At 61.9% G+C, this 25,889-nt stretch carries 24 protein-coding genes; 21 read left to right on the forward strand and 3 right to left on the reverse strand.

Annotated elements, in window-relative coordinates; all coding sequences use genetic code 11:
• Positions 1-15: 15 nt before the first annotated feature.
• Both LBW87_RS14515 and LBW87_RS14520 read right to left on the reverse strand, forming a co-directional pair.
• A complete protein-coding gene (locus LBW87_RS14515; protein ID WP_225202196.1) occupies positions 16-1,023 on the reverse strand; it encodes an ABC transporter substrate-binding protein in 1,008 nt (335 codons plus the stop codon).
• 56 nt (positions 1,024-1,079) lie between these two features.
• Positions 1,080-2,126, reverse strand: a complete 1,047-nt coding sequence (locus LBW87_RS14520; RefSeq protein ID WP_225202197.1) for a LacI family DNA-binding transcriptional regulator — start codon at positions 2,124-2,126, stop codon at positions 1,080-1,082.
• A 28-nt stretch (positions 2,127-2,154) separates the two neighbouring features.
• On the opposite strand from LBW87_RS14520, the gene LBW87_RS14525 reads away from it, so the two are divergent.
• The 18 genes from LBW87_RS14525 (at position 2,155) to LBW87_RS14610 (ending at position 20,382) form a co-directional block, all read left to right on the forward strand.
• Complete coding sequence (locus tag LBW87_RS14525) at positions 2,155-2,391, forward strand: hypothetical protein (protein WP_225202198.1); 237 nt, start codon at positions 2,155-2,157, stop codon at positions 2,389-2,391.
• A gap of 54 nt (positions 2,392-2,445) precedes the next feature.
• Positions 2,446-3,105 carry a DUF1120 domain-containing protein gene (locus LBW87_RS14530; protein ID WP_225202199.1) on the forward strand — a complete coding sequence of 220 codons (660 nt, stop codon included), beginning with the start codon at positions 2,446-2,448 and terminating at the stop codon, positions 3,103-3,105.
• Positions 3,106-3,193: 88 nt separating this feature from the next.
• A complete protein-coding gene (gene leuS / locus LBW87_RS14535) occupies positions 3,194-5,839 on the forward strand; it encodes a leucine--tRNA ligase (RefSeq protein WP_225202200.1) in 2,646 nt (881 codons plus the stop codon).
• 32 nt (positions 5,840-5,871) lie between these two features.
• The gene (lptE, locus tag LBW87_RS14540) at positions 5,872-6,411 is read left to right on the forward strand and encodes an LPS assembly lipoprotein LptE (protein WP_225202201.1); all 540 of its coding nucleotides are present in this window, start codon (positions 5,872-5,874) and stop codon (positions 6,409-6,411) included.
• Positions 6,412-6,438: 27 nt separating this feature from the next.
• Positions 6,439-7,458, forward strand: a complete 1,020-nt coding sequence (gene holA, locus LBW87_RS14545; RefSeq protein ID WP_225202202.1) for a DNA polymerase III subunit delta — start codon at positions 6,439-6,441, stop codon at positions 7,456-7,458.
• A gap of 85 nt (positions 7,459-7,543) precedes the next feature.
• Complete coding sequence (locus tag LBW87_RS14550) at positions 7,544-8,812, forward strand: glutamate-5-semialdehyde dehydrogenase (RefSeq protein WP_225202203.1); 1,269 nt, start codon at positions 7,544-7,546, stop codon at positions 8,810-8,812.
• A 60-nt stretch (positions 8,813-8,872) separates the two neighbouring features.
• Entirely contained in the window at positions 8,873-9,298 is a 426-nt protein-coding gene (locus LBW87_RS14555) for a CopD family protein (protein WP_225202204.1), read from the forward strand.
• Positions 9,299-9,343: 45 nt separating this feature from the next.
• A complete protein-coding gene (locus tag LBW87_RS14560) occupies positions 9,344-9,949 on the forward strand; it encodes a 2-hydroxychromene-2-carboxylate isomerase (protein ID WP_225202205.1) in 606 nt (201 codons plus the stop codon).
• A gap of 59 nt (positions 9,950-10,008) precedes the next feature.
• Positions 10,009-11,262 (forward strand): THUMP domain-containing class I SAM-dependent RNA methyltransferase, encoded by a 1,254-nt coding sequence (locus LBW87_RS14565; protein WP_225202206.1) that lies wholly within the window; start codon positions 10,009-10,011, stop codon positions 11,260-11,262.
• A 150-nt stretch (positions 11,263-11,412) separates the two neighbouring features.
• Positions 11,413-12,240, forward strand: coding sequence for a dioxygenase (locus LBW87_RS14570; protein ID WP_225202207.1), 828 nt, complete (start codon positions 11,413-11,415; stop codon positions 12,238-12,240).
• 59 nt (positions 12,241-12,299) lie between these two features.
• Positions 12,300-13,199: a LysR family transcriptional regulator gene (locus LBW87_RS14575; protein WP_225202208.1), complete on the forward strand. Its 900-nt coding sequence runs from the start codon at positions 12,300-12,302 to the stop codon at positions 13,197-13,199.
• A 381-nt stretch (positions 13,200-13,580) separates the two neighbouring features.
• A complete protein-coding gene (locus LBW87_RS14580) occupies positions 13,581-14,108 on the forward strand; it encodes a 2,4'-dihydroxyacetophenone dioxygenase family protein (protein ID WP_225202209.1) in 528 nt (175 codons plus the stop codon).
• 16 nt (positions 14,109-14,124) lie between these two features.
• Positions 14,125-14,859, forward strand: a complete 735-nt coding sequence (locus LBW87_RS14585) for an SDR family NAD(P)-dependent oxidoreductase (protein ID WP_225202210.1) — start codon at positions 14,125-14,127, stop codon at positions 14,857-14,859.
• Between the two features lie 242 nt (positions 14,860-15,101).
• Positions 15,102-16,388: an MFS transporter gene (locus LBW87_RS14590; RefSeq protein ID WP_225202211.1), complete on the forward strand. Its 1,287-nt coding sequence runs from the start codon at positions 15,102-15,104 to the stop codon at positions 16,386-16,388.
• 111 nt (positions 16,389-16,499) lie between these two features.
• Positions 16,500-17,228 (forward strand): SDR family NAD(P)-dependent oxidoreductase, encoded by a 729-nt coding sequence (locus tag LBW87_RS14595; protein ID WP_225202212.1) that lies wholly within the window; start codon positions 16,500-16,502, stop codon positions 17,226-17,228.
• Between the two features lie 205 nt (positions 17,229-17,433).
• Positions 17,434-18,231 carry an IclR family transcriptional regulator gene (locus tag LBW87_RS14600; RefSeq protein ID WP_225202213.1) on the forward strand — a complete coding sequence of 266 codons (798 nt, stop codon included), beginning with the start codon at positions 17,434-17,436 and terminating at the stop codon, positions 18,229-18,231.
• Positions 18,232-18,350: 119 nt separating this feature from the next.
• Positions 18,351-18,959, forward strand: coding sequence for a hypothetical protein (locus LBW87_RS14605; protein WP_225202214.1), 609 nt, complete (start codon positions 18,351-18,353; stop codon positions 18,957-18,959).
• Positions 18,960-19,179: 220 nt separating this feature from the next.
• Entirely contained in the window at positions 19,180-20,382 is a 1,203-nt protein-coding gene (locus tag LBW87_RS14610; protein ID WP_225202215.1) for an ammonium transporter, read from the forward strand.
• A gap of 329 nt (positions 20,383-20,711) precedes the next feature.
• Here LBW87_RS14610 and LBW87_RS14615 read toward each other — a convergent pair whose 3' ends face one another.
• Positions 20,712-21,515 carry an AraC family transcriptional regulator gene (locus tag LBW87_RS14615; RefSeq protein WP_225202216.1) on the reverse strand — a complete coding sequence of 268 codons (804 nt, stop codon included), beginning with the start codon at positions 21,513-21,515 and terminating at the stop codon, positions 20,712-20,714.
• A 145-nt stretch (positions 21,516-21,660) separates the two neighbouring features.
• Between LBW87_RS14615 and LBW87_RS14620 the strand changes: the two genes are divergently transcribed.
• From LBW87_RS14620 to LBW87_RS14630, 3 genes are all read left to right on the forward strand, one after another.
• Positions 21,661-22,425 carry an alpha/beta fold hydrolase gene (locus LBW87_RS14620; protein WP_225202217.1) on the forward strand — a complete coding sequence of 255 codons (765 nt, stop codon included), beginning with the start codon at positions 21,661-21,663 and terminating at the stop codon, positions 22,423-22,425.
• Positions 22,426-22,720: 295 nt separating this feature from the next.
• The gene (locus tag LBW87_RS14625) at positions 22,721-23,560 is read left to right on the forward strand and encodes an AraC family transcriptional regulator (protein ID WP_225202218.1); all 840 of its coding nucleotides are present in this window, start codon (positions 22,721-22,723) and stop codon (positions 23,558-23,560) included.
• 278 nt (positions 23,561-23,838) lie between these two features.
• The gene (locus LBW87_RS14630) at positions 23,839-25,866 is read left to right on the forward strand and encodes a TonB-dependent receptor domain-containing protein (RefSeq protein ID WP_225202219.1); all 2,028 of its coding nucleotides are present in this window, start codon (positions 23,839-23,841) and stop codon (positions 25,864-25,866) included.
• Positions 25,867-25,889 lie beyond the last annotated feature (23 nt).

The raw sequence follows: 25,889 nt of genomic DNA on the forward strand, positions 1-25,889 counted from the left end.
GTCCTGCCCCTTGCATCAGCGTACTTCCGCCAGGTAACGCTCGCCGAACTTGCGCTGCGCTTCAGCCATCTTGCCGTAGTCCACCGACTTGGCACGTGCATAGTCGACCGCCGGCAGGAAACGTGCTTCCGCTTCCTTGGACATGGCCGATGCCCGCACCGGGCGCAGATAGGCATTGGCCCAGATCGCCTGGCCCTGGTCGGACAGCAGGAAGTCCAGCACCTTCTTGGCCTGCTCCGGATGCGGGCCGTTCTTGGCCAGCGCCACCACGTACGGAACCGTCACGGTGCCTTCGGTGGGGATCACGAATGCCACGTTGGCATGGTCCTTGTACTTGGCGCGATAGGCGTCGAAGTCATAGCCCAGCAGGATCGGGATCTCACCCGAGATCAGGCGCGCATACGAAGTCTGCTTGGGAACGATAGGCTGGTTCTTCTGCAGGTTCTTGAAAAAGCCGATGGCGGGTGAGAAATCGTCCAGCGTGCCACCCAGGGCCTGGTTGATCGCCACCGCGCCCACATAGCCGACAAAGGCGCTGGCCGGGTCGAGGTAGCCGACCAATCCCTTGTACTCCGGCTTTTGCAGGTCTTGCCACGACTTGGGCACCGGCTTGCCCTTGAGCGCATCGACATTGACCATCAGGCCCATGGTGCCGGAATGGATGGTGGTCCAGTAACCGTCGGCGTCCTTCAGGCCAGCCGGCACGTCATTCCAGTGGGCCGGCTTGTAGGGGCTGACCAGGTCCTTGTTGCGGGCTTCGATGCCGAAGCTCACGCCGAGGTAGGTGAAATCGGCCACCGGGCTGGCCTTCTCGGCCAGCATCTGGGCCAGCGCCTGGCCGCTGTTCTTGTTGTCGGGCGGCACGGTGATGCCGGTCTTGTCCTTGATCGCCTTGATCTGTGCGGCCCAGTCAGCCCATTCCGGCGGACAGTTGTAGCAGATCGCGGTCTGCGCCGAAGCGGCCAGGCAGGCCGACAGCATCACGCCGCCGACCAAGGTTTGAATAACACGTTTGCCGAACATTTCGGTTCCCCTGTAAATGAATTGGAGGTGGTTGAAGAAAAGTGACTGCAAAAAAATCAGACGCCTGCCAGCGGGCTCACCGAGCCGCCGCTGCGCAGACTGTGGGCCAGCACCTGCCGCCCCGCCCCGGTGGCCGGCGCGACGCTGCCGCCGCGCTGCTCCAGCAGCCCGAGCAAAGTGCGCACCGCGACATCGCCGATCTGCTCGGAGGGCTGCACCACGCTGGCCAGCACCGGCTCGACCAGGGCACCGATGGGAATGCCGTCGAAGCCCATCACCGACATATCGCGCGGCAGCTGCAGGCCCAGCGCGCGCAGGTCGCGCATGGCGCTCATGGCCAGCATGTCGTTGGAGCAGAACAAGGCCGTCGGCCGTAACAGCGGATCCGACAACATCTGCTGGTAGTCGGCGGCCGCCGTCAGGGTGTGCAATTCGAGTTCGATCGGCGGCATCGGCTCCAGCCGGGCCGCGCCCATTGCATCGAGATAGCCGAGATAGCGCTGCATGGCGCGGTCAGAGGCATCGAAGCGACCGGACAACATGCGGATACGGCGATGCCCGCTGGCCAGCAGGTGGTTCACGGCATCGCAGGCGGCGGCACGGTTGTCGACCGAGACCGAAAACCGTCCGCTGGCGCCTGCCGGCTGGTCCGGCAACTGGTTATAGGTCAGTACGAAGGGAATATCTTCGCGCTCGAGCAAGTCCAGGGTGGCGTTGGCGCTGGCGTCGGCCACCGTCAGGATGATGCCGTCCACCCGATGCGCCAACAGCAGTTCGACGGCGTCGGATTCCTCGGCCGGCTGGTATTCGGTGGTGGTGAACATGACCGAATAGTCGAGCGCCCGCGCGGCCAGCTCGATGCCTTGCAGACACTGGGCAAATACCGTGTTGGCCAGCGTCGGCAAGACCACGCCGATGGTGCGCGAACTGCCGGCGCGCAGGTTGCGTCCGGTGAAATTGGGACGAAAGCCCAGTTGGGCGATGCTGCGCTGGACCTTCTCGGCCGTCTCGGCGCTCACGGCGCCGGGATTATTGAGCAGCCGCGATACCGTCGCGATCGAGACGCCTGCCAGTGTGGCTACCTGCTTGATGGAGGGGCGCATTGGATTTCCACGTCATGAAAACGATTTCATGATGCAGAGCCAATATGACGCCTTGATGACGCTCGCCGTCGATGCAGCCGGAATCGTGTTCGCCCTGCAACACCCGTGCTGCCTGGATTCCTGCGTCCCGATTCCCTCGAAAAATAACAAAAAATCATCGAAAAATCACATGAAAAGCGCAAGTGACTTTTTGAGAGTTTTAACATGGCAACGGCATTATCAACTCGACAAGATGCGAATGCCGCTCGCCCGGATCGACGGGTGATGAAAAAAGATGAAAAGAATACCTGCCGTCCACCACCAAACCCAAGGAGTCCCCATGAAACAAGCCAGCCTCATCCATACCGCCCTGGTGCTCGCCGCTGCCGCCGCTACCATCACTGTCCCCGGCGACGCCCTCGGCGCTTCCACGCACCTGCAGGTCCACGGGGTCGTCCGGCCTGCCGCCTGCACGCCGGCCCTGCAGGGCGACGGCACCATCGACTATCTCGATGTCGGCTACCGCAGCCTCAGCCAGACCGAGATCAACCGCTTGCCCACCCGCGAAATCGAACTCAGCATCACCTGCACCGCACCGGCCCGGGTAGGTATCCGCACCGTCGACAACCGCAGCGCCAGCAAGGTGGCTTTTCCCAGCATCATCGACCAGGCCGCCATGTACGGCCTGGGCACCGTGGGCAAGACCAATATCGGTGCGTTTCGTGTTGCCATCACAAAACTGCAGGCCGGCAGCGTACCGCTGGACTTGCTGGTTCGGGGCCCCCAGGCCGGCGCGATCTGGACCAAAAGCAGCACTGGCACGGTGCGGACCGACCAGACCCTGTCGTGGGGCGACGCCAACACCGTCGCGGTGGGCAGCTACCAGCGCATTACGGCGACGTTGGGGGTCACACCGGTGCTGAACAGGGCCAGCTTGCTTCCGGCCAACGAAATCATCAACCTGGACGGGTCGGCCACCATCGAAATGGTCTATCTCTGAGCAAAGGGGGATTGGCCGCCAACGCTAGGTCAGGCGCTGGTCGAGCCGGTATAATGCAGGGTTTCCGTTTTCCAACGCGCCCATTGCCATGCAAGAGAAATACAGCCCAGCCGAAGTCGAGCAGTCCGCCCAGCAGCACTGGAACGCCATCGACGCCTACAAGACCGTCGAACACGCCAAGGACGCCAGCGGGCGCGACAAGAAGAAGTTCTACGCCTGTTCGATGCTGCCCTACCCTTCGGGCAAGCTGCACATGGGGCACGTGCGCAACTACACCATCAATGACGTGATGTACCGTTACCTGCGCATGAGCGGCTACAACGTGCTCATGCCGATGGGTTGGGACGCGTTCGGCATGCCGGCAGAAAACGCCGCCATGGCCAATGGCGTGCCGCCGGCGCAGTGGACCTATTCCAACATCGACTACATGAAGAAGCAGATGCAGTCGATGGGCCTGGCCATCGACTGGTCGCGCGAGATGACGGCCTGCAGCCCCGAGTACTACAAGTGGAACCAGTGGATGTTCCTGAAGATGCTCGAGAAGGGCATCATCTACAAGAAGACCGGTACCGTGAACTGGGATCCGATCGACCAGACCGTGCTGGCCAACGAGCAGGTCATTGACGGCCGCGGCTGGCGTTCGGGCGCGCTGATCGAGAAGCGCGAAATCCCGATGTACTACGCCCGCATCACCGACTACGCCGACGAATTGCTGGAGCACGTCGAGACCAAATTGCCGGGCTGGCCCGAGCGCGTGCGCCTGATGCAGGCCAACTGGATCGGCAAGTCGACCGGGGTGCGCTTTGCCTTCCCGCACGACATCGCCGATGACGGCCAGCTGATCAACGACGGCAAGCTGTGGGTTTTCACCACCCGCGCCGACACCATCATGGGCGTGACCTTCTGCGCGGTCGCGCCGGAACACGCGCTGGCCACGTTTGCGGCGAAGAACAATCCGGCGCTGCAAGCCTTCATCGAAGAATGCAAGAAGGGCAGCGTGATCGAAGCCGACATGGCGACGATGGAAAAGAAGGGCATGCCCACGGGCCTGTTCGTGACCCATCCGCTGACCGGCGACAAGGTCGAGGTGTGGGTCGGCAACTATGTGCTGATCACCTACGGCGACGGCGCCGTGATGGGCGTGCCGGCGCATGACGAACGCGACTTCGCCTTCGCCAAGAAATACGACCTGGCCATCAAGCAGGTAGTCGCCCTGGAAGGCAAGGATTACTCCACCGATGCCTGGGAAGAATGGTACGGCGACAAGGAATCGGGCCGCACGGTGGCCTCCGGCAAGTACGACGGCCTGGCTTACCAGGCGGCAGTCGATGCGGTCGCCGCCGATCTGGCCGCGCAGGGCGTGGGTGAAAAGAAGGTCACCTTCCGCCTGCGCGACTGGGGCATCTCGCGCCAGCGCTACTGGGGCACCCCGATCCCGATCATCCACTGCGCCGACTGCGGCGACGTGCCGGTCCCCGAAAAGGACCTGCCGGTGGTGCTGCCTGAAGATTGCGTACCCGACGGCAGCGGCAACCCGCTCAACAAGCACGAACAGTTCCTGCATGTCGACTGCCCATCGTGCGGCAAGCCGGCGCGCCGCGAGACCGACACGATGGACACCTTCGTCGACTCGTCCTGGTATTACATGCGCTATACCTCGCCGCAGAGCAACGACGCCATGGTCGACAGCCGCAACGACTACTGGATGCCGATGGACCAGTACATCGGCGGCATCGAACACGCCGTGCTGCACCTGCTGTATGCCCGCTTCTGGACCAAGGTCATGCGCGACTTCGGCCTGGTCAAGTTCGATGAGCCCTTCACCAACCTGCTGACCCAGGGCATGGTGCTCAACGAGACCTACTACCGTGAAGAAGCCAGCGGCAAGAAGACCTGGATCAACCCGGCCGAGGTCGAACTGACCCATGACGACAAGGGCCGCCCGGTGTCGGCGATCCTCAAGGCCGATGGCCAGCCGGTGATCATCGGCGGCACCGAGAAGATGTCGAAGTCGAAGAACAACGGCATCGATCCGCAGGCGCAGATCGACCAGTACGGCGCCGATACCGCGCGCCTGTTCACGATGTTCGCCTCGCCGCCAGAGCAGACCCTCGAATGGTCCGGCGCCGGGGTCGAAGGCGCCAACCGTTTCCTGCGTCGGGTATGGGCCTTCGGCCACAACCATGTCGCGCGCATTGCCCAGGCTGGCGCGCTCGACGCCGCCACACTGGACGAAGCCCACAAGACGCTGCGCCGCGAAGTGCACAAGATCCTGCAACAGGCCGATCACGACCTCAAGCGGATCCAGTACAACACGGTGGTCTCGGCCTGCATGAAAATGCTCAACACGCTGGAAGCGGCCAAGCTGGCCGACGGCGCCGCCGGCGACGCCGTGCTGGCCGAATGCTTCTCGATCTTCCTGCGCGTGCTCAATCCGATCGCACCGCACATCACCCATGTGCTGTGGCAGGAGCTGGGCTTTGCCGCGACCCATGGCGACATCCTTGATGCCGCCTGGCCGCAGGTCGACGCCAGCGCGCTGGAACAAAACGAGATCGAGCTGATGGTGCAGGTCAACGGCAAGCTGCGCGGCAGCGTGACGGTGCCCAAGCAAGCCGATCGGGCCGCTATCGAAGCCGCCGCGCTGGCCAACGAAGGCGTGCAGAAGTTTTTGACCGGCACGCCCAAGAAGGTCATCGTGGTGCCCGGCAAGCTGATCAACATCGTGGTCTGATTCGCGTCCTTTTCGACATACAAGGCATTCCAATGCACCTTCATCACAATTCGAAGCGCATCGCACAATGGCTGCTGTCCATCACGGTGGTCATGCTGCTGACGGCCTGCGGCTTCCATCTGCGCGGCGCCGCCGACCTGCCATTCAAGACCATCTACCTGGGCTTTTCGCCCAACTCCACCGTGGGCGTCGAACTGCGTCGCAACATTCGCGCCAGCGGCGGTGAAGTGGTCGACAAGGCGGACCAGGCAGAGGCGGTCCTGAAGGTGCTGGCCGACACCCGCGACAAGCAGGTGCTGACCTTGAACACCAATGGCCGGGTGCGTGAATACGCGCTGTTCCAGCGCTTTACCTTCAGCGTTGCCGATCCCAAGGGCGTCGTGCTGATTCCACCCACGGCAATCGTGCTGCGCCGCGTGATCACCTACGACGAAAACCAGGAACTGGCCAAGCAGGCCGAAGAAGTGCTGCTGTACCGCGACATGCAGTCGGACCTTGTGCAGCAGATCCTGCGTCGCCTGGCGGCGTCCAAGACGGCGCTGGCGACCGAAAACGTCGATCCGGAACCCTGATCGCCGGCGACCTGCGGAGAACGCCTGATGCAATTGCGGCATGATGCCCTCGACACCCACCTCGGTCGCACGCTCGCGCCGTTGTACGTGATCGCCAGCGACGAGCATCTGCTCGCGCTGGAGGCCGCCGACAAGATTCGCCAGGCCGCGCGCGCCAACGGTTTTTCCGAGCGTGAGGTGCTGGTGGTCGAACGCAGCTTCAAATGGGGCGAACTGCTGGCGGCCAACCAGTCGCAATCGCTGTTCGGCGACAAGAAACTGATCGAACTGCGCATCCCCACCGGCAAACCCGGCAAGGATGGCGGCCAAGCCCTGCAGCAGTACGCCGGCGCCCTGAGTCCCGACAACCTGACCATCATCACCCTGCCCAAGCTGGACTGGGCGACCCAGAAAGCAGCCTGGGTGGCAGCGCTGCAGCAGGCTGCGGTATATATCGATATCCCGCTGGTCGAGCGGACCCAGTTGCCCGGCTGGATCGGCAACCGGCTGGCCGCGCAGAACCAGAATGCCGACCGCGCCTGCCTCGACTTCATCGCCGACCGGGTCGAAGGCAACCTGCTGGCGGCGCACCAGGAGATCCAGAAACTGGGGCTGCTGTACCCGGCTGGCAAGCTGTCGTTCGAGCAGGTGCACGATGCCGTGCTCAACGTCGCCCGCTATGACGTCTTCAAGCTCAACGAAGCCATGCTGGCCGGCGACGCTGCGCGCCTGACGCGCATGATGGAAGGCCTCAAGGGCGAAGGCGAGGCGCTGCCGCTGGTGCTGTGGGCGCTGACCGAAGAAATCCGCACCCTGCTCAAGATCAAGTCCGGCGTGGCCCAGGGCAAGGCGGTCGGGGTGCTGCTCAAGGAATACCGCATCTGGGGTCCGCGTGAACGATTGATGGAGCCGGCCCTGCGCCGCATCAGCCTGGGCGCGCTGCAGGATGCACTGCGCCAGGCCGCGCTGATCGACCGCATGGTCAAAGGTCTGCGCGCCCGCACCTTTGCCGGCGATCCGTGGGATGCCCTGTCGCAACTGGGCCTGACCCTGGCACGCGGCGGATAGAATCAACCCCGGCTGCCGGCATTGCGGCAGCCCCAACTATGACGGCCCGCAGCCACCGGACTGCGGCAGCTGGAAAGCAGACACCATGGAAAACATCGCCCTCTATATGAACCAGATCGGCCAGCGCGCACGCGCTGCCTCACGCGCCATGGCGCGCGCCGACACGGCCGTCAAGAACCAGGCGCTGCTGCTGATCGCAGCCGCCATCCGGCGTGACGCGGACATACTGCGCGCGGCCAATGCGCGTGACCTCGATGCAGCGCGCGCCAACGGCCTGGCCGACGCCATGCTGGACCGCCTGACGCTGTCGGACAAGGCCATCGCCACCATGGCCGAAGGGCTCGAACAGATCGCCGCCCTGCCCGACCCGATCGGCGAGATCAGCAACATGAAATACCGTCCCAGCGGGATTCAGGTCGGCCAGATGCGGGTGCCGCTGGGCGTCATCGGAATCATCTACGAAGCCCGTCCCAACGTCACCGTGGACGCCGCCGGCCTGTGCATCAAGAGCGGCAACGCCACCATCCTGCGTGGCGGCTCCGAGGCGATCCAGTGCAACCAGGCGCTGGCGGCACTGGTCCAGGAAGGCCTGGCCGGCGCCGGCCTGCCGACCGAGGCGGTGCAGGTGGTCGAGACCACCGACCGCGCCGCCGTGGGCGAACTCATCACCATGCAGGACTATGTGGACGTGATCGTGCCGCGCGGCGGAAAGGGCCTGATCGCGCGCCTGATCGCCGACGCCACGGTGCCGATGATCAAGCACCTCGACGGCATCTGCCACGTCTACATCGATGAACGCGCCGATACCCGCCGTGCCCTCGACGTGGCCTTCAATGCCAAGTGCCATCGCTATGGCACCTGCAACACCATGGAAACGCTGCTGGTGTCGCGCGACATCGCCGCCACCGTACTGCCGCCGCTGGCCGAGCTGTACCGTGCCAAGGAAGTCGAGCTGCGTTGCGACGCCGAAAGCCACGCCATCCTGGGCGACTACCCGTTCCTGAAGACGGCGCAGGCCGAAGACTGGGATACCGAATACCTGGCTCCGATCCTGGCCATCAAGGTGGTGGCCGGCATCGACGAAGCCATCGAGCACATCAATACGCATTCGTCGCAGCATACCGACGCCATCATCACCGAAGACTACACACGCGCCATGCGCTTCCTGCGCGAAGTCGATTCGGCCTCGGTCATGGTCAATGCATCGACCCGCTTTGCGGACGGCTTCGAATACGGCCTGGGCGCCGAGATCGGCATTTCCAACGACAAGCTGCATGCACGCGGCCCGGTCGGGCTCGAAGGATTGACCTCGCTCAAGTACGTGGTGCTGGGCCAGGGCCAGGTCCGGCAGTGATCCGGTTATAAGGAAAGGCGGCGCGCAGGCGCCATCCCATCGACTCACCCAAGGACCACCATGCTCTGGATCAAAGCGCTGCACATCGTCTTCATCGCCTCCTGGTTCGCCGGCCTGTTCTACCTGCCGCGCATCTTCGTCAACCTGGCCCAGGAAGAGCACCTGGTGGTGCGCGAGCGCTTGCTGGGCATGGCGCGCCGCCTGTACCGCTTCACCGGCATCATGGCGCTGGTGGCGCTGGGCCTAGGCGCCTGGCTGTGGGCCGTGACCTTCGATTTCTGGCGCGGCCCCGGCAACGGCTGGCTGCATGCCAAGCTGTTGCTGGTGGTGCTGGTGATCGGCTATCACCACGCCTGCGGTTCGTTGCTCAAGAAGTTCGAAATGGGCAAGAATGTGCGCAGCCACACCTGGTATCGCTGGTTCAACGAAGTGCCGGTCTTGCTGCTGCTGGCCATCGTGGTGCTGGTCGTCGTCAAGCCGTTCTGAAGCCTGTTGCCCCCCATTGTTTTCGTCAGTCAACCGGAGCCGGTCATGAGCAAAGTCTGTGAATACTTCTTCGCGCCGCATTCGCCGTTCGCCTATCTGGGCCATGACCGCTTCGTGGCCATGGCCGAGAAGCACCAGGTGCAGGTGATCCCCAAGCCGTTCGACCTGTCGAAGATCTTCGGTGTATCGGGTGGCCTGCCGCTGGCCAAGCGCGCTCCGCAGCGCCAGGCCTATCGGCTCAAGGAACTGGCGCGCTGGAGCGAATTCCTGGGCAAGCCGATGGTGCTGCAGCCGACCCACTTCCCGGTCAACAGCGACACCGCCGCGCGCATGATCATCGCGGTCCAGCTGGCGCAGGGCAGCCGTGCCGCACTCGAACTGGCGGGCGCTTTCATGCGCGCCGTGTGGGAAGAGCAACGCAACATCGCCGACACCGACACCCTGGTGGCCATCGCCAACGCCCAGGAGCGCGACGGCGCGACGCTGCTGAAGTCGGCCGAGACGGCCAGCGTGCAGGCCGAATTCGACCGCTTCACCGATGAAGCCAATGCCGCCAGCGTATTCGGCGCGCCCTGGTTCATCTACCAGGGTGAAGGTTACTGGGGCCAGGACCGGCTCGACTTTGTCGAACGCGCCTTCGCCCGCAGCTGATTGATTAGTTAGTTATATAAGTTAGTTATTTTTGTACCACCACGGATAAAAGGTCCCCCATGCAATCGACATCAACCAATTACTCTTACTTCTGCCCGTGCCCGCGCGGCCTCGAAGCAGCGCTGGCCGAAGAACTCGGCGAGATCGCGATCCACGCCGGGCCGGATGCCGCGCTCAAGGTGCACAACCAGGTGCCGGGCGGCGTGCACTGCTCGGGCACGCTGCTGGCGGCCTACCAGCTCAATCTGCATTCGCGCATCGCCAGCCGGGTGTTGCTGCGCATGGCGCACGGCTCCTACAAGAATGAAAACGACATCTACGACCTGACCCTGGCGCAGGCCTGGGAAGACTGGTTCAAGGTCTCGCACACCATTCGCGTCGACCTGACCGCCGTGAAGTCGCCCCTGAAGAGCATCGAATTCTCGACGCTGAAGATCAAGGACGCCATCTGCGACCGCTTCCTCGACCTGATGAAGCTGCGTCCGTCGGTCAACACCCGCACCCCCGACATGCGCATCGCCGGCTTCGTCGACGCCCACAATTTCACGGTCTATCTCGACACCTCCGGCGAGGCGCTGTTCAAGCGTGGCTGGCGTGAAGAAACCGGCGACGCGCCGCTGCGCGAAAACCTCGCCGCCGGCCTGTTGCGCACCAGCGGCTGGAAGCCGGGCGTGCCGCTGTTCGATCCGATGTGCGGTTCGGGCACGATCCTGGCCGAGGCGGCGCAGATGGTCGCCGGTGTGCCGGCCGGCGCCCGACGCCGCTTCGCGTTCGAGAAATTCAGCAATTTCGACGCCGGCGCATGGCTGTCGATCAAGGGCGATTTCAAGCCCAATCCGCTGCCCACCACACCTACCATCTTCGGTAGCGACATCTCCGGCGACATGGTCGAACTGACCCGCGAAAACCTGCGTCGGGCCGGCATCCAGTTCGAGATCCCGCTCAAGCAGATCGAAGCGCAAGAGGTCAAGCCACCGCTGGGTCCCGACGGCGCGCCGCTGGCCGGCATCATCCTCACCAACCCGCCCTACGGCGAGCGTATCGGCGTGCGCGGCGACCGCGCGCTGCCGACCGAAGAGTTGTTCATGCAATTCTTTGCCGACTTCTCGAGCACGCTCAAGCAGCGCTTTGCCGGCTGGAAGGTGTTCCTGTTCTCGGCCGACCTCGGGCTGCCCAAGCTGATGCGCCTGAAAGAATCGCGCAAGACGCCCTTCTTCAACGGCGCGCTCGAATGCCGTCTGTTCCGCTTCGACATGGTGGCCGGTTCCAACCGTCGCGAAGAAGCCAAACCCCAGGCCGAGAGCAACGACTAAGTCAATGCGGGCGGGATTGTCAATCTTCGCAAGACAATCCTTCCCGCCCACACCGATTTATCCCGGGCCCCGTCTCCTTTAAAGTGTCATCAAGCGCTGCTGCCTGTGGTCGATGGCGGGGCTTCATCCAGACACTTGCCCGGAGATAACATGTCCACCGTCGCACTTCCTTCCCTGTTCGTCTCGCACGGCTCCCCCATGATGGCGGTCGAGCCTGGACGCACCGGCCCCTTGCTGACCGAGATCGGCGCCACCTTGCCGCGTCCCAAGGCGGTGGTGATGCTGTCGCCGCACTGGGAGACCATGTCCGCACGCGTGAGCAACCAGCTGCAACCCAAGGTCATTCACGATTTCGGCGGTTTTCCGCCGGCGCTCTACGAACTGGACTACCCGGCGCCCGGCGCGCCGGCCCTGGCCGAGCACGTTGCCCGACTGCTGCGCGATGGTGGCATCGATACCAACACCGACGGCAGTTGGGGGCTGGACCATGGCGCCTGGGTGCCGATGCGTTATCTTTATCCACAGGCCGACGTGCCGACCATCCAGTTGTCGCTGCAGTCGCACATGCCACCGGACTATCATTTTCGGGTCGGACAGTTGCTCGCGCCGCTGGCCAGGGAAGGCATTCTGTTAGTCGGTTCCGGCAGCTTCACGCACAACCTGCGCGAGCTGCGACGCAATGACCCGGCCGCCCCCGAGGCGCCGCACACGGTGGAGTTTCTGCAGTGGTTCCTGGAGCGCATGCGCGCCGGCGACCTGGAGGCGCTGTTTGGCTATCGCACCACAGCCCCCCACGCGATCCGCACCCACCCTTCCGACGAACACCTGCTGACCCTGTTCTTCGCCATGGGCGCGGCCGACGACTGGACCCAATTCGTGCATCTGGATACGGGTTCGACGTATCATAGCCTCCGCATGGACGCCTTCGCCTTTGGCAGCCATGCCGGGCTGCTTGAACAACTACCGGCAGCCGCCTGATCGGCGTGCCCGCAACCCCGGACCACGCCGCCGCGCGGCGCCGTCTCGGGGATAATGATTTGAACAAACTGCGGGAAATCGAATGCTTCATCGCTGTGGCCGACCTGGGCAGCTTCGTCAAGGCCGCTGATGCGCTGGGCATTTCCAAGGCGGCGGTGTCGCGCACCGTACTCGAACTGGAAGCACGACTGGGCTCACGCCTGATGCAGCGAACCACCCGCCGCCTGTCGCTGACCGAGGCCGGCATCCTGTACCTGGAACGCTGCAAGCAGATCGTGGCCGCCCTCGACGCCGCCGACGATCTCCTGAGCGCCGGCGCCTCCAAACCCTCCGGGCTGCTGCGCATCAATGCGCCGCAGACTTTTGGCGTGTTGCACCTGGCGCCGTTGTGGCCGATCTTTCTCGAGCGCAATCCAGGCGTCAGTCTGGACATCACCCTCTCGGACCGCATCGTCGACATCATCGACGAAGGTTACGACCTGGCCATCCGCATTGCCCGCCTGTCCGACTCGACCCTGGTGCACCGCAAGCTCACCAGCACCAGCTTGCATGTATGCGCCTCGCCCGCCTATCTCGAGCAGCACGGAACCCCACAGCACCCGCACGAACTGGGTCACCATCAGGCGATCTCGTACAGCTACCACGCCAGCAAGGACGACTGGCACTTCACCGGCCCCGAGGGTGCGGTCAGCGTCAAGGTCAATTCGCGCATGCACGTCAACAACGGCGACAGCTGCGTGGCAGCCGCGCTGGGCGGCATCGGGATAACCCGCCAGCCCACCTTCATGATCGACCAGTACCTGCGCAGCGGGCAACTGGTATCACTGCTGGACGGCTACACCTCCTCCGAGCTGGGCATCTATGCGGTCTATCCGAGCCGCGCGCATCTGCCGGCCAAAGTGCGCGCCATGCTCGACTTCCTGAGCGAAGCGTTTGCCCAGGTGCATTGGGACGAATGACCCATCAAAAGGGCCGCACTCATCGTGTGGCCCAGTCGGCTATTCCCCTTGCTCCCGACTCCCCTTGAACTCCTTCTCCTCCCCCCTTGGCTAAACTACGGACCGAGCGCTAGCGTCTCGGATCCGGCGTGCGCCATGCATGAAAAAGCTCCACCAGAATTTTCATCGAAGCCGGGGTCGCATTGCCTGCATCCCTGCATACACTCTCGCACTCCCGGAAACCGCAGCTTTCAGCGCCGCGCGCACTCGCTTTCTGGCGCGAACGGCCACCGGCAGCCCGCTTGACATCCTCAGGCCCTTCACTCAAAGTGACCACATTGCAGACCACATGTCCATATAGTGAACATTGAGTCTGAAGAATAAACCAATGAGGAGAACCCAATGAGCGAAGTCACGCCGGCTGCAGCCAAGCTGATGCCTTATCAATTCCCTAATCCGAAGGAAGCGCCGCTGGAAATCGTGGTCAACCCGGCCATCCCCGAGGACGAGCGCATCTGGGTTCCGCAGGCCGAGAACGTCTGGTTCCGCCCGCTCTGCCTCAACGTCTCGCAAGGCTATTGGACCAACCTGCTGCGTGTGCGCAAGTCGGGCGTGCTGTCGCGTCATCGCCATCCGGCGCCGGTGCACGGCATGGTACTGAAGGGCCGCTGGCATTATCTCGAACACAACTGGATCGCCGAACAGGGCAGCTACGTCTTCGAGCCGCCAGGCGAAACCCACACCCTCTTCGTGCCCGAGGACGTGGAAGAAATGATCACCTACTTCCACATCACCGGCGTCATGTTCTACTGCGACCCCTGGGGCAAGTTCGAAGGTTACGAAGACGTCTATACCAAGCTCGACATGTGCCGCAAGCACTACGAAGCGGTCGGCCTGGGCGGCGACTACGTCAACCAGTTCGTGCGCTGATGGCAGGAGCGGCTCCATGACCTATCACAACGCCGACTACGATTTCACCGACTGCGTGGCGGTCGTCACCGGTGGCAATGGAGGCATCGGCGCGGCTATCGGCGAACGCCTGGCGCGCGCCGGCGCGCAGGTGGTGTGCTGGGACCTGAAGGCCAATCCGGCGTCGCCGTTCCAGCAGGATGAAGTCGACATCACCGACGCGGCCTCCACCGATGCCGCCGCACAGCGTCTGCTGGCCGACACCGGGCGCATCGACTTCCTGGTCAACAACGCCGGCTATGCCGGTTCGACCGTGCCGCTGGACGAATACGACGTGGCCGAATGGCACCGCATCGTCAACGTCAACCTGCTGGGCGTATTTCACGCCTGTCGCAGTGTAGTGCCAGCCATGCGCGCAGCCGGGCGCGGACGCATCGTCAACATCGCGTCGCTGGCCGGCAAGGAAGGCACACCCAACGCATCGGCCTACAGTGCCTCCAAGGCGGGCGTGCTGGCGCTGACCAAGTCGCTCGGCAAGGAACTGGCCAAGGCCGGGGTGCTGGTCAATGCGCTGGCGCCGGCGGCAGTCGATACCGCACTACTGCAGCAAATGAATCCGGCCCATGTACAGACCATGATCGACAAGAGCCCGATGGCGCGCCTGGGCACGGTCGATGAAGTGGCCGAGATGGTGGCCTGGCTGTGTTCAGGCTCCTGCACCTTCAACACCGGTGCCGTGTTCGACCTGTCGGGCGGTCGCGCGACTTATTGATGTCAAGAATGATCCGGGCGAGGGCAGCAACCGGATGCGCCACCACCGAGGGCGCGTCCGGTACCGGACCGGCTGGTGACAGCCGACCCCACAGCGCCGGCGGCATCCACAACGCCGGCGACGAAAAGCGTTGCCCATATAACTAGAAACTAAAACTTTGCTTCCGGCATCAAGCGCCGCAAAAAGGCGATGGCACGGAGGCAGCCAAATGGCATTTACTCATACACTTGGAGACACACTTCATGGAAGTCCAGAAAGAAAAGAGCCCGCGGCTCAAACGCATCCAGGTGGTCGGGCTAACGTTTTTGATGCTGGCCGGCATCGTCAACTACCTCGACCGCAGCACGCTATCCATCGCCAACCACTCCGTGAGCCAGGAGCTGAACCTGTCGGCGTCACAGATGGGCTTGCTGCTGTCGGCCTTCTCGCTGGCCTACGCATTTTCGCAATTGCCCATCGGCGCCATGCTCGACAAGTTCGGTGCGCGCGTGATGCTGGGCGCGGGCATGATGGTCTGGTCGGTGGCCCAGCTGGCAGGTGGTTTCGTGACCACGTTGCAGCAGTTCCTGGTGGCCCGCGTGTTCCTGGGCCTGGGCGAGGCGCCGCAGTTTCCGGCTGGCGCCAAGGTGGTCTCGGAATGGTTTGCCGTGCGTGAGCGCGGCGGGCCGACCGGTATCTTCGTGGCCTCCTCGACCATCGGCCCGGCGCTCGCGCCCCCGATCCTGACCATCCTGATGCTGTCGTTCGGCTGGCGCATGATGTTCGTCATCATGGGGATTGCCGGCATCGCCGTGTCGGTCGGCTGGTACCTGTTCTATCGCAACCGTAATGAAGTCGAACTCACCCCGTCCGAGATCCTGTATCTGGCCGAAGGGGACGAGAACGACCCCAATGCCAACGCCAAGCTGACCTGGAACGAGTGGAAGGGCCTGTTCAAGTACCGCACTACCTGGGGCATGCTGTTCGGCTTCATGGGCGTGATCTACATGGTCTGGCTGTACCTGACCTGGCTGCCCGCCTACCTCGAGCACGAACGTCACCTGTCGATTGCGCGCACCGGCTGGGTGGTGGTGATCCCGTACATCTTCGGCACCCTCGGCATGCTGTCCTCGGGCTACATCGCCGATGGCCTCATGAAGCGCGGCATGGCCCCGATCCGCAGCCGCAAGTGGCCCATCTGCGCAGGCCTGATCGGCGCCGGTGCGTTCACCATCCCGGCTGCCTACACGCCCAGCACCACCATGGCGATCGTCTACATCTCGCTGGCCATGGCGTTCGTCAACATGGCCTCGGGCGGCGCCTGGGCGCTGGTGTCGGTGGCTATTCCGCGGCGCCTGGTGGCGTCGCTGGGCAGCATGCAGAACTTCGGCGGCTACCTCGGCGGCTCGCTGGCGCCGCTGGTGACCGGCATCGTGGTCGACCAGACCCATTCGTTCATCAATGCGCTGTTGATCAGCGCCGTGGTGGCCTTCGCCGCAGCGCTGGTGTACATGTTCGTGGTGGACAAACCGATCGACTCGCACGCTTGATCCCTGCGGGAGCCTGACCCGATGGCGCCGGCACGCAAGCCGGCTCGATAGCCGGCGCCATCCAGCCAGTCCCCCGACTGCAATCGAGACTCAATCGAAAAAGGAAAAGACATGAGCTTTACTCCCGATATCTTCAAGGGCAAGACCGCGCTGGTCACCGGCGGCACGCAGGGCATCGGCGGCGGCATCGCACGCCAGCTGGCCGCATTGGGCGCGCGCGTCATTGCCGCCGGCCTGCCGCCGTTTGCCACCGAGGAATTCGCCGGCACCGGCATCTCGCTCATCGAGATGAACGTCGCCTCCGAGGACAGCGTACGCCGTGCCCTGGCCGGCATCGACCGGCTCGATATCGTGGTCAACTGCGCCGGCATCATCAAGCGCGGCGCCGAGCTGGAGACGGAAGTCTTCGAGCAGGTGATCGCGGTCAACCTCACCGGCACCATGCGCGTCTGCGCCGCTGCCCGCGAACTGCTCAAGAAGAGCGGCGGCGGCAGCATCGTCAACACCGCATCGATGCTGAGCTTCTTCGGCGGCGGCCTGGTACCGGGCTACAGCGCCAGCAAGGGCGGCGTGGCGCAACTGACCAAGTCGCTGGCGATTGCCTATGCGGCCGACGGCATTCGCGTCAATGCGGTCGCCCCCGGCTGGATCGCCACGCCACTGACGCAGGCGCTGCAGGACGACCCGGCGCGCGCCGGCCCGATCCTGCAACGCACCCCATTGAACCGCTGGGGCACACCGGAAGACATCGGCAACGTGGTGGCCTTCCTGTGTACGCCAGCTGCATCCTTCATGACCGGCGCCATCGTGCCGGTAGACGGTGGCTACCTGATCGCCTGACCGGCGCCAGGAGAAAAATTATCCACACCCTCGCCGCGCGAACAGGCTGTGGATAAATCGAAGATTGCATGCCATTGCCTGCGTCGGCCTCCAAGCTGGCGCGGGCTTTTTTGAGTGCGCCGTTTTTGCGCCGGTTATTTTTCGTCCGGTATTTTTCGTCCGTTATAATCGCCGCGCCACGGCACCCATCCTTCACCCAACGCCCATGCCCGCCAACGACCACGCCACGGAAGACCAGACCAAGATCGCCGGCACAGCCGCCTTTTCCAAGTTCGTGGCCGTGCTGCAATTGATCGCCGACCAGAACGACCCGCTGACAATTGCGCAGCTGGCGGCGCTGTCAGGCTACCCGCGGCCGACCGTCTATCGCATCCTGGCGGCGTTGATGGCCGAGGGCATGGTGGTCGAAAACCCGCGCACGCGCCAATTCGAAGTCGGCCCGCGCCTGATCAACCTGGCCAGCCGCGCCTGGGACCGCAGCGACATCCGCATGACCGCCATCGATCATCTGCGCGCGCTGCGCGATGCCACCCGCGAAACGGTGCACCTTGCGGTGCCCTCCGACGCCGGTATGGTCTATATCGAAAAGCTCGAAAGCCCGCAGGCGGTGCGCATGAGTTCGCGCATCGGCACCCGCGTGACGCTCTACTCCAGCTCGGTCGGCAAGTCCTACCTGGCTGGACTGGAGCACGAGCGCCGCGAACACCTGATGTCGGCGATTCGCATGGAGCGCTTCACCGAACACACCATCACCGACCTCGCCACCTTGCGTGCCGAGATCGAACAGACCCGCGCGCAAGGCTACGCCGAGGATCGCGAAGAGAACGAACCGCAGATCTTCTGCTACGGCGCCGCCATCGCTGGTGCCGATGGCGTACCGGTGGCTTGCATCAGCATCAGCATTCCGCTGTTTCGCCGCCATGAAGATTGCCGCGCTTCCTACATCGACCCGCTGCTTGAAACCTGCGCGGCGATCTCGCGCAAGCTGGCCGGCCCAGGTTGAATGGCGTTAGTCGAGCATCAATGAAGTGTTACCGAATGCTTCGCCGGCTCCTCTGCGGTCGTACTCCTGATTAAATCATCGCCTCCCCGGCCACCTGGCCGCATTCACCTGAGGCGATGATGCACAAGTTCCTGTTTTCCAACTCGCTGCGCCGTGCGCTGCAAGCCGGTGCTGCCAGCGTGGCGTTGATCGTCAGTATTTCGGCAGCGGCCACGCCGCTGGTTGACCTGATCGCGTCCGACATCCTGCCGATGACCGAGCAGCTCAAGAAAGACCTGCAGCTCACGCCCAACCAGCAAATCCTGTGGCAGCAGACCGAACAGAAGACCCGCGCCGTGCTGAACCAGCGACAGCAACGCCGCACCCACCTGCAGGAAGACACCGACAAGGTATTGCGCACGCCCCAGGCCGAACTGCGCGATCTTGCCCGCGGCTATGACGACGATGGCGCCGCCGCCGAACAGGAAGGACGTCAGCTGAGAGAAATATGGTTTTCGATGGCCGATGCCCTGGATGACCGCCAGCGCAAGCAAGTGCAGGACTACATCCTCGACCGTATGCAAAGGGTGGCCGACGGCCCCGGCAAAAGTGATGGCAGCCATGGCAGCGGGCGTGGTGCGCGTCCATCCGGCGGCATGGGCGGCGGCGCAATGGGTGGGATGAGTGGCATGGGTGGCTCAAGTGGACGCAGCAGCAGTGGCAGCTTTGGCAGCGACAGCGGCTTCTGATTTTCTGATTGCGAAGGCGACGCACCAAAAACTTGCGACCGGTTACATTCTCCTTCAAATCTTGCACAATTGACGTGCAATAACGCGATTCCACAAAGAAATATAAGAATTAAATTTATTTACAATCAACGACTTACACCAAAAGCACCAAAATGGAACGGTTATTGCTTTAAAGGCGATCTCTAAACGATTCCTTGCACACTTTTTGGGAGATTTTGCGGTGGAAGATCACAAAAACGGCGCCGATGCGTTGTTCATCCTGCTGGGCGCCATCATGATCCTGGCGATGCACGCCGGCTTCGCGTTCCTTGAACTGGGCACTGTGCGCAGGAAGAACCAGGTCAATGCGCTGGTCAAGATCCTGGCTGACTTTGCGGTCTCGACCATCGTCTACTTCCTGATCGGGTATTACATCGCCTACGGCGTGAGCTTCTTCGCCGGCGCCGAGACGCTGGCGCAAAAGAGCGGCTTCGAGTTAGTGAAATTCTTCTTCCTGCTGACCTTTGCAGCCGCCATTCCCGCGATCATCTCCGGCGGCATTGCCGAGCGTTCCAAATTCAACCCGCAGCTGATTGCCACCGCCGTCCTGGTGGGGCTGGTCTATCCATTCTTCGAAGGCATCGCCTGGAACGGTCACCTGGGCCTGCAGGACTGGCTGACCAGCCACTTCGGCGCGCCCTTCCACGACTTCGCCGGCTCCATCGTGGTCCACGCCGTCGGCGGCTGGATCGCACTGCCCGCGGTACTGTTATTGGGTGCGCGGCGCGGGCGCTACAGCAAGGAAGGCGCGATCGCCGCGCACCCGCCGTCCAACATTCCCTTCCTGGCGCTGGGCGCGTGGATCCTGACGGTTGGCTGGTTCGGCTTCAACGTGATGAGCGCGCAGACGCTGGACAAGATGAATGGCCTGGTCGCCATGAATTCGCTGATGGCGATGGCCGGCGGCACGCTGGTGGCGTTGATCCTGGGCCGCAACGACCCCGGTTTCGTCTATAACGGCCCGCTGGCGGGCCTGGTCGCCATCTGCGCCGGCTCCGACCTGATGCACCCGCTGGGCGCGCTGGTCACCGGCGGCATGGCCGGCGCCATTTTCGTATGGATGTTCACCTGGACCCAGAACCGCTGGAAGATCGACGACGTGCTGGGTGTCTGGCCGCTGCACGGCCTGTGCGGATTATGGGGTGGCCTGGCCGCCGGCATCTTCGGCGCGACCGCGCTGGGCGGACGCGGCGGTGTATCGTTCATCTCGCAACTGGCCGGCAGCTTGCTGGGCATTGCCATCGCGCTGATCGGCGGATGGGTGGTCTATGGCGTACTCAAGGCGACGCTGGGGATTCGGCTGGATCCCGAGCAGGAATTCGAGGGCGCCGACCTGTCGATTCATAAGATTTCTTCGACGGCGGAGCGGGATAGCAGTTGGTAGTGATGATGATCACTAACAATAAAGTCTGTAAAAATGATCTGATATCGTGCCAATAGGTTGGTCACCAGACAAACGCCGCAAAAGCATCAATGATCATGCTAGCCAAGGTCGACTATCGGCCGAGGCGGTGTAAAAACGTAGAAAATTTTGACCCATTGAAAAATCGGCCTTTCAGATCGGCCGCTATTCAATTTTTTGGACATCTGGAAGCGTCTCCTTTCCCACTTTTTCTCTGAGGTTTTACGTTTTTACACTGCCTCGCCCAAAAGCAGACTGAGTTCTCTTGGTCTCGCTCAGTGGATGGTGCTCGACCTTGAAACCGCAAGCCGTCATGAAATGGGCATCTTTACAGCGTTTTGCTGTGCCTCAATGTACTGGCTCGGCGCGACCCCAAGCACGCGTCTAAATGCGGAAGAGAACGCGCTGGGACTTGCATAGCCAAGATCCAGTGCGACACGCGTCACGGATTCGCCGTCATTCAAACGGGCTATGGCACTGAGCAGGCAGACCTGCTGGCGCCAATCAGCAAAGCTCATGCCAGTCTGTTCGCGGAAGAAGCGGGTAAATGTTCGTCGACTCATGCTAACTTCCGCCGCCATGTGATCGAGTCCGGTCGCAACCGACGGCGTATGAAACAGGCGTCGGCATGCCTCGGCCAAGCGAGGATCACGCGGCAGTGGTGCATGAAGTGAAAGACGAGGCATTGATGCGATCTCAGCAACAAGCAATGCCATCAGCTTGCCTGCACGCGCCTCTATTTCATACATCACTGGCAAATCAATCGCTTCCTCCAGCAGATTCCTCAGCAACATCGAGACGCCGTAGACGCAGCAATCCATAGGCATTTGCGCGGCCATGGACGCCTCGGATGAGATGAATGCATTGAGCATGGTGACCGGCCCGCCCATCGTCATCGTGTGCGCCATGCCTGCGGGTATCCAGCAGGCACGTTGCGGCGGAACAAGCCATTGACCGGAACATGTGGACACACTAATGGTGCCGCGTGACGCAAACGCGAACTGGCCTCGTTGATGGGAATGCTGCGGGAACATCAATCCGGCCGCGAAATCGTTCGCGGTTACCACCACGCTTCGGGGCAGCTCTTCATAGAGATCTACGGACGTATTTCGCATGGCCCGAATTCTACAGCTAATGACCTATTTATGAATGCAGGCCATCGCTGACTCAATTACGATTCACTTCGCTTCATGCTGCTCGGCATACCTTGGCCGTGCCGGTATCTGGCATCCCGAAAACCGCATCATCGTTGGAGTCACCATGATCAATACCTTCCATCGAGTGGGGAATGGCCCGCATCCCGTCATCGTTTTGCATGGCTGGTTTGGCGACGCACATTCGTTCCAGCCCATCGAGCCTTGGCTATCCGGTCAAGCGTTCAGTTACATTTTTATGGATTACCGCGGTTACGGCGGTATGAAAGATGTGCCGGGACAGTACACGATAGAGGAAATCGCCAGCGATGCTTTGGCACTTGCAGACACACTTGGATTTGATACGTTTAGCCTGGTAGGCCATTCGATGGGAGGCATGGCTATGGAACGCATTGCGATTCTTGCTCCTCGCCGGGTACGTGCGCTGTTTGGAATTTCGCCAGTGCCTTGCGGGGGAATTTCTTACGAGGCCTCCACGCGCCGCCTGCTGGAAGATGCGGCTGAAAATATCGCGCATCGGGAAACCATCATCGATCGCAGCACCGGTGGCCGGTTGCCCCGATCCTGGATCGAGTGGAAAGCGGCCTATTCGCTCAGGCAGTCCTCGCCCGATGCATTTTCGGCCTACTTTCGGACTTGGGCAGATACCGACTTCACAAACGAAATTCGCGGCCAGCATACGGTCAAGGTGGTGGTAGGAAGGCTCGATCCTACTTTCAACGCAGAATTAATGGCGCAGACCTATCTGCGCCGATACGCGCATTCTACTGTCGATATCCTGGAGGAGGCGGGACATTATCCGATGAATGAAACCCCGCTTGCATTGGTAGCAGCGATGGAATCCTTCTTAATTGATAACGCCACCGTATGAGCTGAAAGCTATCACGCATGGCTGCGAGTCCCGGCTTGTAGAGGCATCCGCTATCTCACGATGCTGGATGCTTGCAGCCAGAAACAGACAACAAGCGTAGAGAAAAGATGTCGGCATATTTAACCGATCAGAACCATACGGAAGCCGTCCGACTTAAGATTTCTTCTACTGCAAAATCGATGCTCGAAGAAGACGCTGCAGAAAAGTAACTGATTCGAACGAGCGAATAATTAAAAATAAGACGACAATATATTTCAAATCGGCCAACTTCATCCCTTTCTTCTCTCCACATACCTTGGCAAGAGCCACTACCAAAGACATTGTCGTTGCCCAGGACGTGGACAGCGTTCCACGCTCGGTATATGCGCTCAGCGCTACCAGCATCGCGAAGGACTGGGAGCATGCAAAGCATCGCCATCGCAAGGCGCAACTGCTTTATTCAGTAAGAGGCGTGCTCAACTGTGAAATCGAGAATGGCGTCTGGATCGTGCCGCCTCAATGTGCCGTGTGGATTCCCGGCGACGTCGAACATTCCGCCCGAGGCTCCGGTATCACCGAATGCTATTGCCTGTTTGTGGAACCCGATGCCACCCCCAACCTGGCGAACGAATGCTGCACCATTTCCGTTTCACCGTTGCTGCGCGAGCTTCTGCTGACGGCAGCGGGGTTCTCCACACTCGGCAAACCGGGTGGCCGTGAAGAACGGCTGATTGCGACTCTGCTTGATGAGCTTGTGGCGGCACCCGTCGAAGACCTGCATTTGCCGATGCCGCGGGACAAGCGACTGCGCCGCCTGGTGAATTTGCTTCTGGCCGATCCTGCGGACAAGACCAGCAGGGAGGAATGGGCTGCTCGCATCGCCATGAGCGAACGAAGCATGAGCCGTTTGCTTCAGCAGCAGATCGGCATGAGCTTCGGGCGTTGGCGCCGGCAGTTGCACGTCATCCTGGCACTTCAGCGCCTGGCGGAAGGCGAGAGCGTGCAGACGGTCGCCCTGGAACTCGGCTATGAGAACGCCAGCGGCTTTGTCACCATGTTTCGCAAGGCGCTGGGCAAGCCACCGGCGCGCTATCTGTCGGAACGAGTGACAGGCAAGCACACGCTCTCGGTGCCGAGCATCGTACTTCCAGGCTGATGCCGCTCGCTGTTTGAGAACGTCATTTCAGCAATGCCATCCCGCTTCAAGTTCTGTTCCCAGGCGCTGGCGCCATAGCAAGCGGGCTAGCACTTGCCACTGCGAATTTTTCATTTTTTCATTTGGCTGAATTGAATAATATTTTGTCCAAATTTCGCCATTCACCTATCGAAGTCACATAGTTAAATAGAGACCTCAAACAACAATGATTTCTATTTATCGTGAATACCGTTTTTTCTCCAATCGCCGATTGTCCCGTGGCGTCTCCGCGCAGGCTCATGCTCTCGCGAGCAGTCAGCCAGGTAGCGCTTTCAGCGGCAATGCTGGCGGGCGCACCGTACGTTTCGGCCGCCGAATCTGATCAGTCAGCGGCAAGCGACTCATCTGGCGCCTCAGCCGCCCTGCCCACGGTCGTCGTCAGCGCATCCGCCGGAGGCGTCGCTCAGGGGCTTGTCCAGGCGCCGGCATCCATCAGCGTCATTACTCGCCAGGAGCTCGAAGACAGACCGTACCGGGATCTGGCCGACGCGCTCTCTTCGGTTCCCGGTGTAATCACTACAGGCGGCAACGACCGCAAAGAAATCAGCATCAGAGGCATGGGCTCGGCCTATACACTCATGCTGATCGACGGCAAGCGGGTCGACTCGCGCGAGACCGGCCGGCTGTCAGACGGCTATGGCCAGATGAACGCATGGACGCCGCCGATCTCTGCAATCGAGCGGGTGGAAGTGGTGCGCGGACCTATGTCCGCGCTGTATGGCGCTGACGCAATGGGCGGCGTGATCAATATCATCACGCGCAAGGTCGCCAAGACGTGGAGCGGAGAAATCAGCGGTGATCTTCTCTTGCAACAGCATTCCGCATCGGGTGATGCCTATCAAGGCAGTTTCTTCCTGACCGGCCCGATCAGGAACGACCTGCTCGGCCTGCAAATCTATGGGCAGCACTCCACGCGCGATGAAGACAAGATTTACTTCGGCTATCGCAACAGCCAGCGCGACAACGTCAGCGTCAAACTGGCGCTGTCGCCGACACGGGATCACGATATCGTGTTCGAAGCCAATCACACCTCACAACGCATCCGCCAGGAACCGGGCAAATCGATCGATCCGGCTTGTGCCGCCTACACCTATCTGGGCTGTGCAGATCCTTACGACAAAAGTGTGGAGACCAACCGCTTCTCGCTGTCGCACACAGGGCGCTGGTCGTTCGGCACCTCGGAAACTTATGTGCAGCAAGAAGTCTTTGACGTCTCGCCGCAAGACGTCCGTCTCAAGAACACCGCATTCCGGACTTCATGGACGATCCCGAAGGACGAGCATATCCTCACCGTCGGCATCAGTTACGATGAAAACGATCTGCACGATCGCTATTCGAACACGATCACCAATCTGTATGACGTCAAGCGCACTCAAAGGGCCTTGTTTGCCGAGGAGGTATGGCAGATGGCCGAAAGTTTCGCGTTGACCACCGGCGTGCGGGTCGACGACGACGACCGGTTCGGCAAACACTGGAGTCCGCGCGTCTATGGCGTCTGGACGATGGCACCGGCATGGACGCTCAAAGGCGGCGTGACGTCCGGCTTCAAATCTCCCGAACTGACGCAGGTCGCGCCCGGCTACGCTTCATTGAGCGGGGTCGGCAATATCTACGGCAATGCCGGCCTGAAACCCGAAAAATCCCTGAATGAAGAAATCGGCCTGTCCTATCTGGGACAGGACCGACTCAGCGCCAGCCTGACGCTGTTCAACAACAAGTTCAAGGACAAGATCACCACACTGGCCTGCGCTTCTGGGGATGCCTGCTATACGCTACCGGGCGGCGCCGGCTTCTACGGACCGCTCTCTCCCCAAACCTACGCCAATGTCGACCGGGCAACCACACGCGGAGTGGAAGCAACGCTTGGAGTTCCATTGACCCGCGCCATCACCCTGGATGCCAGCTATACCTATACCTACTCGCGTCAGGACTCCGGCGCGTATGCCGGCAAGCCCCTCAACAAACTGCCGCGCCACCTGCTGGCCAGCACGCTGACCTATCGGCCGTCTGACGCGCTCTCCGGGTGGGTACGCATGACCTACCGTGGCAAGGACAGCGACAACGTCGGCGGAATCTACGCCATCTTGTCGCCGGTGGAGGCGCCTTCGTACACGATGTTCGATCTGGGCACGTCTTATCAGATCAACCGTTCATTGGGCGTGCGCGCCGCCATCTACAACATCGGCGACAAGAAAATCCGCTATGCCGACTACGGCTATGTCGAAGACGGCCGTCGCCTGTGGCTCGGCATGACCGCCACATTCTGAGCCATACCCCTTGCCATCTTTTT

Source organism: Herbaspirillum sp. alder98, assembly GCF_020179755.1.
Taxonomy (GTDB): domain Bacteria; phylum Pseudomonadota; class Gammaproteobacteria; order Burkholderiales; family Burkholderiaceae_D; genus Herbaspirillum.